Consider the following 15,071-nt stretch of genomic DNA (forward strand, 5'->3'; position numbering starts at 1 on the left):
CTATCCTTTCGTATCTAGCCAATCGTGGCGAAGCGTGAACAAGTCTCGCAGCTCTTCCGTTGTTAGCTCTGTGATCCAGCTTTCGCCCGTCCCAACAATTTGCTGGCTCAACGATAGCTTTCTCTCCATCATTTCATCGATGCGTTCCTCAATTGTCCCGAGTGAAATGAATTTGTAGACCTGAACATTGCGCTGCTGTCCTATGCGATGAGCACGGTCAGTGGCCTGATTTTCTACCGCAGGATTCCACCAGCGATCTACGTGAATGACGTGGTTGGCTTCCGTCAGGTTCAAGCCAGTTCCACCCGCGCGCAACGAAAGAATGAAGATGGCCCCGCGTTCATCGTCCGGAAGTGTCGGGTCTTGAAAACGAGCGATCATCTCATCGCGTTTTTCTTTTTTCGTGGCTCCATTTAGGAAGTAGACAGGTCCATAGCCTTCTCGCGTCAGCACCCGTTGAAGCATATTGCCCATTTGGATGTATTGGGTAAAAATCAGGCAACGCTCTTTCTTTTGGCGAATATCCTCCACCAATTCCAGCAATCTTTCCAATTTGTGCGAGCGACTGGCTTCATCTGTTGTTGCGATTTCATTCAAAATGAGCGCAGGATGGTCACACAATTGTTTGAGACGTGTCAGTGTCGTTAGAATCAGACCGCGCCGTTCCATAGGGGAGGCTTTTTCCATTCGATCAAACATATCTTGAATCGCTGTCTCATAAAGTGCGCCTTGTTCAGTAGTCAGCGGTACGTATTCCTTGCTCTCATTCTTGTCCGGCAGGTCGAGCTGAATGTTCGGATCGGTTTTCACGCGACGGAGCAGGAAAGGCTGAATGAGTCGTTGCACTTGATTGATGAGCTGCTGGTCTTGGTCGCGTTCGATGGGATGGACAAAGCGCTGGGTAAATTCCCCGAGACTTCCCAAGTAGCCAGGATTCAAGAAATCAAAGATGGACCAGAGCTCACTCAGACGATTTTCGATCGGAGTGCCTGTGAGAGCGATCCGGTGCCATGCTTTCAAATCGCGCACAGCAGATGCTTGCTTTGTATAAGCGTTTTTAATATTTTGCGCCTCATCGAGACAAATCGTATCCCACGTAACCATTCCTAGCTCCTGCTCATCCAAATGGGACAGGGCGTAGGAGGTAATCACCAGATCCGCTCCCTTGATCGCTGGCAAAAAGGCCTCCTTCTTTTGGCGATCATTACCATAATGAATCATCACGTGAAGAGAGGGAGCGAAGCGCTTCAGCTCTTTTTGCCAGTTGCCTATGACGGAGGTCGGGCAGATTAAGAGAGAGGGAGCATTGGCTGGGCCATGTTGTTTGACATGAAGCAAATACGTAATAAATTGAACCGTTTTTCCCAATCCCATGTCATCAGCCAGACAAGCTCCCAACCCAAAGCGACGTAAAAAGAACAGCCAAGAACTGCCCTCCAGCTGATAATGGCGCAACGTTCCGTGAAAAGTAGAGGGCTGCTCCATGATCGGGATGCGCTTTGTTTCTTGCAATTGATTCAACAGTTCTCGCAAATGCTGGTTTAGCTGAACTTCAACCGTTAGAGAAGTGTCGAAATCGAGCTCATCATCGGGTAGCTCCTCAACCTCTACAGTGGGGGCGAGGTGCATTCTCATGACATCGCGAAGGGACATGCCGTTTTTCGCTTGGTTTTTCTTGAGCGCTTCTTGCAGCTGCAAGAATAGATCGGGAGTCAATTGCACCCAATGCCCGCGAATTTTCAACAGGCGCTGCTTTTGTTTAATGAGCTCCTCAAATTCCTGTTCGCTGAGCTCTACAGGTCCCAAGGCGAGCTTCCATTCAAAATCCATGAGCTGGGAGACACCCAGGAACGACTGTCTGCTAGCCCCGACAGAGGTTGTAATCTTGGCTTTTAGCTTCGGTTTTACCCGACGCACTTGTTCCCACCATGCTGGCAAAAAGACGTGAATACCAGCTTGCACTAACTGCAAACTGCTCGATGTCAAAAAGATCCATGCTTGCTCGTTCGTCAGTCGGGTGAGAAAACGGCTTTGATTCTCCTGGGTGTCTTTTTGCCAAGGGAGAATCTCTTTGCATTTGGCTAGGTCCGTAAGAAAACGATTCCAGTGCTCACGCCAGTCAACAGGGATGCGAGCGGTAGCTACTCCCTCAGCCGTCAACTGGTGTGGCTCAATGAGAAATAACTGATCTGGCTCTTCACGATTCTGCAAATACACATGGAGTTGCCAGTCATTGGGATGCTCCTCGGCCTCGATGATTTGCAAGCATGTGCGAAACGGTGTCGTATCTGGCAGCCAGCCTATGGATTGCAACCATTCCTGTTCCTGAAGGTGTGGAGAAAGCTCGGCGCCCATGACGTAGAGAGCCGGGTAATGCGTCAATAGCTGCTCCCACTTTCGTCCAATCTCACCCGTGCCTTGCAAGGATTCCTCCAGGACGAGCGAAAGCCACCTATGTCCGTACTCCGGAAAATCAACAGGAGTATGCAGGGCTCTCCAGCCGATTTGTCCTTTTTTCCAGGAAGAAAAATCAGGGGCAAGGGAGCCTTGTGCGAGCGTATCACGGATCATTCCCGCTATCTGCGTAAATTGTTCAAATGGCGTGCTGGATGAATAGGTCCGATGCAAAAGCCACTGGGGGGAGACGAAAAAGGAGAGGGCCTTAGCAGGACTAAGCAAGACACCTTGCTCGTTTTTGTCCAGGAAGGTTCCGTAATAGGATGACTCATCCCACGCAAACAGTGTTCCTGCCAATTCTTCTGGATCGACGACTGCTCCTTGTGTGTCTTTGCCAGTAATCAAGAATTGTCCGTCTGCCAAAAGCTCTCCATCTAGAACCAATGTAGTGACGGTATTCATAAGTTGAAATTTCCTCTCCTTAGCTCTTCTTGAAAAGCACGTAACCGATTATGTTTGGCAGATAATTGTTCCACGTATCGTTCCCAGCGCGCATCTTGGTTGGCTCTGTTGTAAATCGTCCTTACTTTTTTCATGAGCTTGATCGCTTCTTTGTAGGCCGTTCGATTACGTTCCGCTATGAGTCTGTTCACCTCACGCAAATAAAAAGGGAAGAGCAGAGTCGGTTCGGTTTCCTCGATTTCTTTCACCTGCACGATCGAGATGTCTGCCATGGGCACTTGAAACGACATTTGCAAATCAATCCATTGCTGAAACTGTCGTTCTTCATATAAATAAGCGGCATATTCGTGATAACTACTCGGTAAGAACTGCTTCAGCTTGGCGCCACACTCGGCTGATCGTCCCACTTGCTGCATCGCTTCCTGCCAAATGGCGATAACGAGACGGTATTGCTGTGCCTCGGCTTGACCGATTAAGGACGTCAAAGAAGCAGTCCAATCGAGAAATCGTTGCCATTCGCCATTGCGAGCGAATGATTTCATATAGGACAGATAGAAGGAGAGGTTCAAGCGGCTCATTCTTTTCCAGATTTGCAGAGCAGCTTCGTCCTCCTTTTCCATCACATGAAAGTGGGCACGGAGCAGCAGTCCTTTCTCCTTTTCGGCGGCAGAACTGTTTTCATCGTTAATAAGCTGATCTAGCACATGGATCTCCTCTTGCACCCACTCAGGGTTCTTCAAGAGCATCCACCATAACATTTGATAGGCGAATATCCAGTAGAGAGAGGTGGCTTCGTTTTCTTTCAATTCCTTTGTGAGTTGAAGAGTATCGACGATAGCATCCTGATGGTGAGTCAAGAGAGCTGGAATATCCGCGAAGTACAATGTCCCTTCTAATTGATCCAATAACCGCTCGGCAGTCTGAACCAAATCGAGGAACCAGTATGATTGGCGGTACGTTTTGACGTATTGTGTAAGCTTCATGAGATGGAATAGATTGGCATGAATGACAAAGAGCTGTGCCCGATCCTTCGGCCACGAGCCAGCAACACTCAGCACATTTTGGTAGCTCGATAATAACTCAGAGGAAGCTCGATACGATTCCATGGCCGCAAACAGGTTGCGTGTCCAGCTCTCAAAAAATGCCCACCATTCTTTGACGGAGCTGTTCGCGGTAAGCGGAGAGGAAATAGACGCTGTATCCTGCTGAGCAGGAGCGGTATGGCTGTATTTATAAGTAGGAATCAGCAGATGAGGAGAAAAAGTAGCTCGCCTTGGTTGTTGGGAGCGGGTCAAAAATGTACGAGGATTCTCGAACACACTGTACATCTGAAAAAAAGTGGCAGCGATGTGCTTGCAAATGCGCGAATAAGGGCAGGTACACGTACTGTTTTGAACCGACTCCAAATCGAGGCGAACATGATACACCTCGGAACCTTGAACATCACTCGTCAAATATTGGCCTTGTTCTACGCGTGTATTGAAGACGACGCCATCAGAAAAGTACGTATAGCCCCGTTCAATAATGTGTCCTTCGACGGCAATTAGGATTTGCTCGCCTACCTGTATCGCTTGTTCCCGAGTCAACTCTCTTTGCAACATGTAGTCAGATCCTCCGAACGAAGTGTCATCCCTCCATTATAACCCAAAATGCGGAGAATGGAAAAAGATGCGTGTGTTCACAGGGGCAATAAAATGGTTTGGGCTATTAGCAGAAACAATGCTTAATTTTTCCGGGGACTGGGTGTATACTGTACACGTCGAATGAAAAACAACTAAACGCAATGTGTTTGATTGTCTTTAGTTGTGTTTATACAACGGGAGAGAGAAGGGGCACACATGCTATCGATTTCGATTCTGCTCGTATTATCGTCAGGTCTTGCGCACGCAATCTGGAACCTGTTCACGAAAAAAAGTGAGAACAAAATGGCGTTTCTTTGGTTGATTACCTTGCCAACAACCGTGATCCTCTTGCCTGTTCTCCTTTGGGAATTGATGAACATACAACTGACATGGTCTTTGGTTCTTTTTCTGTCTATGTCCTTTTTCTTTCAAGGATGCTATACCTTATTGATTTCAAAGGCGTATACATACGGGGATATCTCACAGGTTTACCCCATCATGAGGGGAACGGGTACGCTTCTCATTCCGTTTTTTAGCACCATTTTCTTTCAAGAGTATTTATCCGTACCAGGATGGCTGGGGGTCATTTGCATCGTGATCGGAGTCTTCGCCATAAGCGGGATGATTGGGCCAAATCGTCAGGCACAACCAGTGAATCCGCTCGCTCTGCGATACGCTGTCGCTGTTGGACTATGTATTACAGGGTACACGTTAACCGACAAGCAAATCGTCCAACAATTATCTCCATTCGCTTTATTGGAAATAACGAACTTTGCCTGTCTGATTGTCGCTGGGGGCTTCGTTTGGAAGAAGGGACTCATCCGCCGTGAGTGGCAAAAAAACTGGCGAACGATTGTACTCGGTGCCATCCTGTCGCCAGGTTCGTATTTATTGTTTTTGTTTGCCATGACATTGGCACCGCTGGCAGCTATTGCGCCCATTCGTGAGGTAAGTACGGTTTTTGGTACGCTGCTCGGGGTCTTCTTGTTAAAGGAGCGACAACGCATATGGCGTCTGTCTATGTCGCTGATGATCACGATTGGCATTATTTCCATTGCCCTTTGGGGGTAGAGGATGATACAGAGTCGGTTGGGAGAATTCCTGGCTGGCTATTTTTTTTACTACCTGGGAAAGATGAAGGGGTAAGAAAATAACGGCTAAGGATGATCAAAATGGATGCAAAAGCAATTGCTCCGATCACTCATAAGCGGAAGAAAAAAAGAAGGGTCGCAGTAAGAACTCTCGGAATCATCATTGGAGCCTTGTTGGTGGCAGTCGGACTGGAAATCTTTCTGGTTCCAAACAACATCATTGACGGTGGTGTTACCGGCGTTTCCATTATGGTCTCAAAGCTGACGGGAGGCCCACTCGGCTTATTTTTATTCCTGCTGAACCTGCCCTTTTTACTTATTGGCTACAAACAAATTGGCAAGACCTTTGCCGTCTCTACGCTATTCGGTGTCGTCGTGATGTCGGTGGGGACGAGCTACCTCCATCATGTTCCTAGCTTGACGGACGATTTGCTTCTCTCTGCTGTTTTTGGTGGGATCATCATCGGAATCGGTGTGGGACTTGTCATTCGCGCGGGCGGGTCCTTGGATGGAACGGAAATTGTTGCGATCCTGATGACGAGGAAAAGTCCGTTTTCGGTCGGCGAAATGGTCATGTTTTTTAACATTTTTATTTTAGGCAGTGCCGGCTTCATTTTTGGGTGGGACCGGGCCATGTACTCGTTAATTGCGTACTACATCGCTTATAAAATGATCGATATTACGATGGTCGGACTCGAACAATCCAGATCAGTATGGATCATCAGTGATTATCCAGCCGAAATTGGCGATGCGTTAACGGCGAGACTGGGGCGAGGAATTACCTATTTGAATGGGGAAGGTGGCTACTCCGGAGACGTCAAAAAAGTCATCTTCTGTGTCATCACCCGATTGGAAGAAGCGAAGCTAAAATCCATCGTGGAGGAAATCGATTCCTCTGCATTTTTGGCAATCGGTCATATTCATGATGTTTCTGGTGGACGGTTTAAGAAAAAGAATATTCACTAAAACCTTACGTACAAAATACCCCTGAGCCAGTAGGTAAAACGACCTGATTGCGAAGGGGTAAAAATGTATTGACGGAAATAACAGAATTTATTTAATATTGTGTCATGCCAAAATACAAAATAATGTTCCGTATTTTGGGACATCTGAATGGTGATGAAAATGGACAAAACAGAAAAAACGGCAAACCGAAGTGTGTTAAAAACGCTAGAGTTTCTCGAATATTTTATCCAAAACAGTGAATTAAGCCTGGCTGAGCTTGTCGAGTTGTCAGATATGCCAAAGAGTACAGTATTTCGAATTCTTCAGACGCTCGAAATGCGCGGCTTCGTTTCCAAAACGACCACTCATAATCCGCCTAAATACCAATTGGGATTGAAGCTGCTGGAGTTTGGGAACATTGTTGCCCAACGGCTGGAGATCAGGAAAATCGCGCTCCCATATATGCTGCAGCTACGAGATACGGTGGATGAGGCAGTCAACCTGATTATTCGTGATCAAGACGAAGGGGTTTACATCGAAAAAGTCGATACCCGCCAGTATGTTCGTGTATATACGCAGGTAGGTAGAAAATCACCGTTGTACGCAGGGGCATGCCCGCGCATTTTACTCTCATTTCTGCCGGATCATGAGATCGAAGAATTGTTGAACCGGGTAGACATGAAGAAAATCTCACCTGACACAAATACAGACAAAGATCTGCTATGGAAATGGATTCTCGATGCACGTGAAAACGGCTACACAGTAAGCTACGGTGAATTGGAGCCGGATTCCGCAGCAATTGCTGTACCTATTCGAGATTTTACGGGACAAGTAATAGCTGGCTTGAGCTTGGCTGGAGCTACATCACGCTTTCAGCCAGATCGATTGGAATATTTGGTACAGGAGACAAAAGCGGTAGCGAACAAAATCATGAGCAAGCTGGGCTATTCAGATGCAAAGGCGGGACTTTGATGCTGGAAATCAAAAATCTTCAGACGAGATTCCGAACCGATAATGGCGAAATTACCGTTTTGGATGGCGTTAGTTTTCAAATCAACAAAGGTGAGACGATTGGAGTAGTAGGGGAGTCGGGTTGTGGGAAAAGTGTCACCTAACTATCCATCATGGGGCTTCTGCCGAGAACCGCGCGAATTACGGTTGGTGAGATCCTGTACAACGGTGAAAATCTGGTTGCCTTTTCCAAGGATCAGATGAGGAAGGTACGGGGAAAAGAGATCGCGATGATTTTTCAAGAACCGATGACCTCACTCAATCCGGTGGTGGCAGAGCTCATAACCGAAAAAAGGGATTGGCTTACCCGTTTCAATCTGGTCGTGATTCCATTTGCCAATCCGGATGGGGTCGCACTTCATCAAGAGCTCGTCAAAGATAATCCATTTTGGAAGCATCATGCTGCCCGTTATAATGCCGTTGGATTAGAGTATACCAATCACCGTTTTCAGCCGAGTGTTTTTGGCGAATCGCGGGTAGTTCCCCACCTGTTTTATCGCTGGTTACCGGATGTGATCATTGATGATCACGGAATTCCTTCGCATGAATGGACACAACCATTCGCAGGGTACAATAGCCCGCCGAGATTCCCTGTATCTTATTGGATGCCGATCTCACTCTTTTACGGAATTGGCCGCGAGATGGACCGATCTGACTATCCTCACCATGCTGTCGCTCTTGATACGATTCAAAAGGCAGCCGAGGAAGGGCTGAGACATCATCCGCGTCTGTGGAACAAAAATAAACGCTTTATCGACCGCTACATTCGGTATGGACATAACTGGGAGCCCGCCATTTTTCCATTGCCTACTGATCAAGATTTCTTGTTTTATCGTTGGCCTACAAAGCCGAACAGAACCTCGCCTTCCTTACTCTCTCGTTTTCCTGAATGGGTGACGCTTGATTTAATAACGGAAGCGGCTGATGAGACGGTCGCGGGAGGAGCGTTGCGAGATTGCATCGAAACACATAAGATTTTCAATCGTGCTGTCATGGAGTGTGTGGCATCCAGCCCACGGCGTGTATCGCGACAGTATGGACAAAACCATATTCGACTCTCACGAATGAGACCGATGCGGATCGGAGGAGACAATGATGAAGACCATTTTAGTAACAGGGTTTGATCCTTTTGGTGGAGAAATGGTTAACCCTGCTTGGGAATCGGTAAAAGAACTGGGAAAAATCGAGTCTGATTTGTATAAAGTAGAGCTGCGCCAAATTCCTACCGTTTTTGAAAAATCTATCGAACATCTGTACGCAGCGATAGAAGAAACGAAACCGGACATCGTGTTTTGTATCGGTCAAGCAGGTGGAAGAGGGGATATTGCGGTTGAGCGTGTAGCGATTAACGTCAATGACGCTCGAATCCCGGATAATGAAGGAAATCAGCCGATTGATACACCGATCAGGGAAAACGGTCCTACTGGCTACTGGTCTACATTGCCAATCAAAGCGATTGTACATGAGTTAAAACAAAAAGGAATTCCGGCTTCCATATCGCAGACGGCGGGTACCTATGTGTGCAACCATCTTTTTTATGGATTGATGCATTACCTTGCGGAGAAAAAAGCATCCGTACGCGGAGGGTTTATCCATATCCCTTATTTGCCTGAACAGGCAGCAAGGCAAGCAGATCAGCCAAGTATGGCGTTGGAAACAATTGTAAAAGGCTTGCGGTTGGCAATCGAGACGACCATATCTCATGATCGGGATATTGTCATGGAAGGCGGACAAATTAGCTGAGCAGGAGGAGAAGCCCTCCTCCCTTCCATTCATGTGGCAGTGCCGATATTTGAAAATGGAGGGAAAAACGTTGCCTATATATGAATTCTCTCCTCTTGGGGACTCGGGTGTCATGGTCAAACTAGGAGAGGTCATCGATCAACAGACCCATGAGAAGGTCATCCTATTCTCTGAATACCTACAGGAGCATCCTTTCCCCGGGATGATCGAATCTGTACCTGGCTTTACGACTGTTACAGTCTATTACGATCCGATTACTCTTTACAATCCACTTGATGATATTTTGCCATACGATCGTGCCGTTGCTATTCTTGAGCAAATGTCACAGCAAATCTCCAACACTCATTCTAAAGAGTACAGACTGGTAGAAATCCCGGTTTGTTATGGTGGGAGCTTTGGCCCAGATCTGGAGGTAGTCGCCAAACAAAACGGTCTGAGTATAGAGGAAGTGATTTCGATCCATTCGACAACAGAGTACCTGGTGTACATGATCGGATTTGCTCCCGGCTTTCCGTATCTCGGTGGAATGGATGAGCGACTGGCTACGCCGAGACGTTCCACACCACGACTATCTATTCCAATGGGGAGTGTGGGGATCGGAGGATTGCAAACAGGTATTTATTCGATAGAGAGCCCAGGTGGATGGCAAATTATCGGAAGAACACCACTGCGCTTATTTCAGGCAGGTGAAAGTTCTCCAAGTCTCTTGTGCGCTGGTGATAAAGTTCGCTTCCGTCCTATCTCCGAGCGGGAATACGATTACGGGGAGAAGGTGTACTAAGTGAGTATAGAGGTGATTACGCCAGGACTTTGCACGACCGTTCAAGATACAGGTAGATTTGGCTTTCAGCAGGTTGGGGTTAGTGTCAGTGGGGGGATGGACAAGCAAGCGGTACAGATTGCGAACATGTTAGTTGGCAATCAACAAACGGATGCGGTTCTGGAGCTGACGATGAGAGGCCCTAGCTTATTGTTTCATAAGGACATGCTCATAGCCATTTGTGGTGGTGACTTCAAAGTCACGATCAATGATAGATCCGTCTTGCCCAATCGAGCAGTCTGGATCAGGAGTGGAAGCATCTTGAAGTTTGGCCTGGCCAAGGAAGGCTGTCGCGCCTATCTCGCAGTCGCAGGCGGATGGGATGTGCCAGTTGTGATGGGAAGTCGTAGTACGAATCTCCGTGGAGGCTTCGGAGGCTTTGCGGGTAGAATGCTTGCGGCAGGAGATAAGCTATTTCAAAGCCCTCCAGGTTCATTCAGCCAATTTCTCGCCAACCAATTTGAAAAAAAGGCAGGAGCAGCTCCCTTCTACCAAGCGAATTGGTTTATTCCTTCAAGTACGTTTGTAAAAAATGGAGAAGCGGTTGTACGGGTGATACAAGGCGAGCAATTCGCAGATTTTTCGGAAGAGAGTCGTCAAAGCTTTTTCGAACAACCCTATCAAGTGTCTCCTCAATCGGACAGGATGGGGTATCGTTTAACAGGACCGGCGCTCGAACTTACGCAGTCAATGGAACTGATCTCGGCTGCGGTCACCATTGGTACGATACAGGTTCCGCCAAACGGTCAACCTATTATCCTGATGGCAGACAGACAAACCATTGGCGGTTATCCGAAGATAGGCTATGTGCCAACGATAGATTTGCCGATCGTCGCCCAGTTGCGGCCAGGCGAAAAGATCCACTTTCAAGAAATTTCTCTGCGCGATGCTCAAAAGGAGCTTATCGAGAGGGATTCATTGACGAAGGCGATCAAGCTTGGTATAGAAGTAACCGTGGGATGGAGGTAAAAGATGAAAACAGTAGATCTAAACTGTGATATGGGCGAGAGCTTTGGCGCCTATCAATTGGGTAACGATCAAGAAATTTTGTCCTATATCACCTCTGCAAATGTGGCATGTGGTTTCCACGCTGGCGATCCTGCGACGATGAGAAAAACAGTGCAAATGGCTTTGGAGGCAGGTGTGGCAATCGGTGCCCATCCCGGATTCGCTGATTTGGTCGGCTTCGGTCGCCGCAACATGGAGATTTCCCCTGAAGAGGCGTACGATCTAGTCGTGTACCAAATCGGCGCCCTGCAAGCGTTTGTTCGGGCAGAAGGGGGCGTCATGCATCATGTGAAGCCACATGGGGCCTTGTACAATATGGCAGCCTCAAGACCTGCTCTTGCTGAGTCTATCGCGTTGGCTATCTATAAAGTAAATCCGGAACTGGTGTTGTATGGCTTGGCCGGAAGCGAGTTAACGCGTGCAGGGGAAAAAATCGGTCTTATCACGGCGCACGAAGTCTTTGCTGACCGTACGTATCAACAGGATGGTACGCTGACACCGCGCAGTCAGCCGAATGCGATCATTTCGGACCAACAGCGATCCCTCCAGCAAGTCATTCGCATGGTAAGCGACGGACGTGTCCTGACCCAGCAAGGCGTAGATATCCCGATTCAGGCCGATTCCATTTGTATTCACGGCGACGGTGCCCATGCGTTGGCGTTCGCGCAGAGCATCCGTGAAGCTTTGTCTGGTGCTGGCATTACAATCGCAGCACGATTTGCTCGATAGATATCTATCGGGCTTTTTTTTGTTTCCGCACAAGGAGTCTGGTATCGTGCGGTACCTCGCTTTTTCCCCCAGAGGAGGAAGAGCAAGAACAGCAGCGGGATATAGCCATAAATAAAAACAATGCTTACTTTCCCATAAAAATCAAGCGTTATGAGCAAGGGAGCCGTACCTTCGAGCAGATAGGAACCCATTGCCAAAGATAGTAAGAGAAGCAAAAGGGCGCGGATTTGACTGAGACCAAATATCTGTTTCATTCCGTGGGTACCCCCCATAGATTGAGACAGATGTTGGGCAAAATCACGAACAGCCACAGAGAGATTACAATGAACTCCAATCGCTGCAAAATCGGAATTTCGACGATTTTGAGCATGGTCTAGGTCGGCCAAATAATCTTATCCAGTTCACCATGGCTAAACATGAGGAATGTTACAATAGCGACGGCTACATACAGGAGCGTGCTAAAAAGGACGCCAGCGTGTGCCCATTTTTGCGAGTGAGCCGCTTGCTTGATAAACGGGTAGTAAATGATCAGTAATTCAAAGCCCATATAATTGATCACAGCGTCTTTGGCAGACGCAAATAAGGCGGTAAAGTTATGCGAAAACATCGGGACCAAGTTATTCGGGTGAGCGTATTCGAAAGGGAATAAAAACAAAGGAAGCATAAAAAGCGCCGGAATCACCACACCGAAAAAGTAGATGCCTGTAACCGTACGAAAACCACTATTGCAAAAAACTGAAAATTGTCTTTTGGCTGTATAGCAGCGTAGCCCGTCATGATTTTGGAGACGACCGTCTGTATGTCATCTGTATAAATAATATCCTCCACATGGACGAAGCGGGAAAAATGGCGGAGTTCCGTGTGCGATTCATTTGCTTCTATGCGTTCTTGATAGGGACGCAAGAGATTTTTTTGCAGCAGCTCTGTTTTTATCAAGGTTTGATAGTACGAAATGACAAAAGGACTTTCCTCGTTCAGTAGGGGGAAATGCTTAAAATCGTTCGAGTCTTGTGCGATGGAAAGAAACTCATTCCATTCCGTTATCATGTCGGTTTCGCTCCAGAAGCTGTTGATCATTTGTGTTTTACTATGTCCGGTTTGCAGTGGAATGATCATCTAGGAAATAGAATGATTTCCTATAGGGAGGGGAACAATCAAACAAAGAACAAAGCGTGAAGAGAAATGGAAATTGAGGGGTTCATATGCTGGAAGTTAACTGTGATACATCATCGCTTAAGGCGGAATTGCTGCAAGAGCTGAGGGGAATATCCGTTACGTTGGATGAGAGCATCCATGTGTTAAAAAACGAAAATGAATGTGTGCTCGGGACGTTTGATCAAATACGGACGAAGTTTAGCCGACTCGAAACAGTAGCAGCCTCCTTTTATTTACAATGCTATCTCTCACCCTATACAGGAAAATATCTGGATTTATCCAAGGCTGTTCAACACTTGGCCAAAAGGCGACAAGGAGCATTGATTGTCGTTGAGCGTGAGGACCCGCTTGATCTGCTGCTGCAAGCAGGCATACCGATTGAGGCCACGATGAGCCATTCCTTACTGGAATCGATCTTTTATCCCGGCAGCCCTTTGCATGATGGGGCCGTCCTGATTCGGGAAAATCATATCGTGTCCGCTGCCAATGTGCTGCCATTATCTCAGGTTGTGGTAGGGGAAAAAAAGCTGGGAACCAGACATCGTGCTGCGTTGGGCTTGAGTGAAAAGAGCGATGCGTTGATCGTCGTTGTTTCCGAGGAAACGGGGAAAGCGTCCTTTGCCATGCAGGGACACTTGTACCCGATTATTTCTCCTTCATGAATGCGCTTTGCGAAAAGTGGTTGTATGCGAGAAAAAAGAGGCTGGATTTTTCATGGTGATGATGAAATCCAGCCTCTCGCTATGTCATTCTCGTGTTAGATTTAAGCCCAATTTCCGTTGCGGAATAACGGTTCACGCTTGCCGTCAGCTGTTTCTCCATCAATGTTCATCTCGGCGGAGCCGATCATGAAATCGACGTGTGTGAGGCTGATATTGATACCGCGGCTAGCCAGTTCCTCATTGCTCATGTCAGCGCCACCTTTAATATTCACACTATAAGCGTTCCCAATCGCCAAGTGGTTGGACGCATTTTCATCAAAGAGCGTGTTATAGAAAATGATATTTGATTGCGAGATAGGGGATAGGTGAGGAACCAACGCCACTTCCCCCAAATAATGCGAGCCTTCATCTGTCTCAATTAATTGCTTCAGGGACTCTTCTCCCTTTTCAGCAGTTGCCGAGACAATTCTTCCTTTTTCAAAAGTCAGCGTAAAGTTCTCGATCAAATTCCCGTGATAGCTCAAGGGCTTGGTGCTACGGACGGTTCCGTTGACGCCTTCCTTTAACGGCGCAGTGAATACTTCTTCTGTCGGCATATTGGCCATGAAGGAGACGCCGTCTTTATTTACGCCACCGCCACCAATCCAAATGTGGTTGGCTGGCAACTCAATCGTCAAATTGGTGCCGGGAGCTTCGTAATGGAGATAGCGGTATTGTTTGGCATTGAGTTGATCCACCTTGCTGTTCAATGTCGCATGATGGTCATGCCATGCTTGGACAGGGTCATCCATATCTGCGCGAGTGGCGCGGAAGATGGCATCCCACAGGGCTGGCTCCTGTTCCTCTTGTGGCAAATGTGGGAAGACCATGGCGGCCCATGCAGGTGATGGAACTGCTAGCACGCACCAGCTCACTTTATCGGACATGGTATAGCTGCGGAACTTATGGAGGGCTTGACCAGCTGTTTTGTTAGCCGTAGAAATGCGTTCAAGATTTACACCCTTCAGCAAATCGGGATTCGCTGCAGAGATGTAGAGAAACGCCGCGCCATTTTCCGCCATTTCCTCTAATCCCTGTACCTTCCATTGCGGGTATTCACGAAACGCTTCATCAGGGGCCAAATCATATTTCATCCGTGTGAGTTCATCGTCGGTCCAATCAATATGTACATGCTTGGCACCCGCTTCGTACGCTTTTTTTGCTACCTTTCTTACAAAGGGAGCAGTAGATAGCGGAGCTGTTACTACTAACGTTTGCATAGGCTGCACGTTAACGCCGACTTTTACAGCGAGATCAGCGTAACGGTCAAACAAGGTTTCAAAAGACATCATTCATTTCCTCCTTTTTAGAACAAAAGGCTTACTTGCATTCTATCTATTTAACCTTCCCCTTCGAAATCACCTGCTTATGATTTGAAAGAATTTCC

12 protein-coding genes and 2 pseudogenes are annotated in these 15,071 nt (G+C 47.4%); 9 read left to right on the forward strand and 5 right to left on the reverse strand.

What is annotated here, in order from left to right; translation table 11 throughout:
- Both ACUUHJ_RS14410 and ACUUHJ_RS14415 read right to left on the reverse strand, forming a co-directional pair.
- On the reverse strand, window positions 1–2,859 hold the full coding sequence (locus ACUUHJ_RS14410) for a DEAD/DEAH box helicase (RefSeq protein ID WP_472299151.1): 2,859 nt from the start codon (window positions 2,857–2,859) through the stop codon (window positions 1–3).
- Complete coding sequence (locus tag ACUUHJ_RS14415) at window positions 2,856–4,460, reverse strand: SWIM zinc finger family protein (RefSeq protein ID WP_472299152.1); 1,605 nt, start codon at window positions 4,458–4,460, stop codon at window positions 2,856–2,858. Before ACUUHJ_RS14415 ends, ACUUHJ_RS14410 begins: the two co-directional genes overlap by 4 nt.
- A 237-nt stretch (window positions 4,461–4,697) precedes the next feature.
- Here ACUUHJ_RS14415 and ACUUHJ_RS14420 point away from each other — a divergent pair, with 237 nt between their 5' ends.
- The 8 genes and pseudogenes from ACUUHJ_RS14420 (at window position 4,698) to ACUUHJ_RS14455 (ending at window position 11,828) form a co-directional block, all read left to right on the forward strand.
- The gene (locus tag ACUUHJ_RS14420) at window positions 4,698–5,552 is read left to right on the forward strand and encodes a DMT family transporter (protein ID WP_289677812.1); all 855 of its coding nucleotides are present in this window, start codon (window positions 4,698–4,700) and stop codon (window positions 5,550–5,552) included.
- 101 nt (window positions 5,553–5,653) lie between these two features.
- Window positions 5,654–6,538, forward strand: coding sequence for a YitT family protein (locus ACUUHJ_RS14425; RefSeq protein WP_289677813.1), 885 nt, complete (start codon window positions 5,654–5,656; stop codon window positions 6,536–6,538).
- Window positions 6,539–6,697: 159 nt separating this feature from the next.
- Entirely contained in the window at window positions 6,698–7,489 is a 792-nt protein-coding gene (locus ACUUHJ_RS14430; protein ID WP_472299153.1) for an IclR family transcriptional regulator, read from the forward strand.
- Window positions 7,489–7,797, forward strand: a pseudogene (locus ACUUHJ_RS14435) (ATP-binding cassette domain-containing protein); the annotation flags it as partial. The gene ACUUHJ_RS14430 and the pseudogene ACUUHJ_RS14435, both read left to right, overlap by 1 nt.
- Window positions 7,798–8,623: 826 nt before the next feature.
- On the forward strand, window positions 8,624–9,271 hold the full coding sequence (gene pcp / locus ACUUHJ_RS14440) for a pyroglutamyl-peptidase I (RefSeq protein WP_472301187.1): 648 nt from the start codon (window positions 8,624–8,626) through the stop codon (window positions 9,269–9,271).
- Window positions 9,272–9,302: 31 nt separating this feature from the next.
- Window positions 9,303–10,052: a 5-oxoprolinase subunit PxpB gene (gene pxpB / locus ACUUHJ_RS14445; RefSeq protein WP_472301189.1), complete on the forward strand. Its 750-nt coding sequence runs from the start codon at window positions 9,303–9,305 to the stop codon at window positions 10,050–10,052.
- Window positions 10,053–11,060: a 5-oxoprolinase subunit C family protein gene (locus ACUUHJ_RS14450; RefSeq protein ID WP_472299154.1), complete on the forward strand. Its 1,008-nt coding sequence runs from the start codon at window positions 10,053–10,055 to the stop codon at window positions 11,058–11,060.
- Window positions 11,061–11,063: 3 nt separating this feature from the next.
- The gene (locus tag ACUUHJ_RS14455) at window positions 11,064–11,828 is read left to right on the forward strand and encodes a LamB/YcsF family protein (protein ID WP_289677817.1); all 765 of its coding nucleotides are present in this window, start codon (window positions 11,064–11,066) and stop codon (window positions 11,826–11,828) included.
- Window positions 11,829–12,078: 250 nt separating this feature from the next.
- Here the strand turns inward: ACUUHJ_RS14455 and ACUUHJ_RS14460 are convergent.
- Together ACUUHJ_RS14460 and ACUUHJ_RS14465 are read right to left on the reverse strand one after the other, a co-directional pair.
- Window positions 12,079–12,492: pseudogene (locus tag ACUUHJ_RS14460) on the reverse strand (GerAB/ArcD/ProY family transporter).
- 14 nt (window positions 12,493–12,506) lie between these two features.
- Window positions 12,507–12,875, reverse strand: coding sequence for a hypothetical protein (locus ACUUHJ_RS14465; RefSeq protein ID WP_472299155.1), 369 nt, complete (start codon window positions 12,873–12,875; stop codon window positions 12,507–12,509).
- A 155-nt stretch (window positions 12,876–13,030) separates the two neighbouring features.
- Here ACUUHJ_RS14465 and cdaS point away from each other — a divergent pair, with 155 nt between their 5' ends.
- A complete protein-coding gene (cdaS, locus tag ACUUHJ_RS14470) occupies window positions 13,031–13,645 on the forward strand; it encodes a sporulation-specific diadenylate cyclase CdaS (protein ID WP_472299156.1) in 615 nt (204 codons plus the stop codon).
- 101 nt (window positions 13,646–13,746) lie between these two features.
- On the opposite strand, the gene ACUUHJ_RS14475 is transcribed toward cdaS, so the two are convergent.
- The gene (locus ACUUHJ_RS14475) at window positions 13,747–14,973 is read right to left on the reverse strand and encodes an aminopeptidase (protein WP_472301190.1); all 1,227 of its coding nucleotides are present in this window, start codon (window positions 14,971–14,973) and stop codon (window positions 13,747–13,749) included.
- Window positions 14,974–15,071 lie beyond the last annotated feature (98 nt).

Source organism: Brevibacillus schisleri (assembly GCF_055685845.1).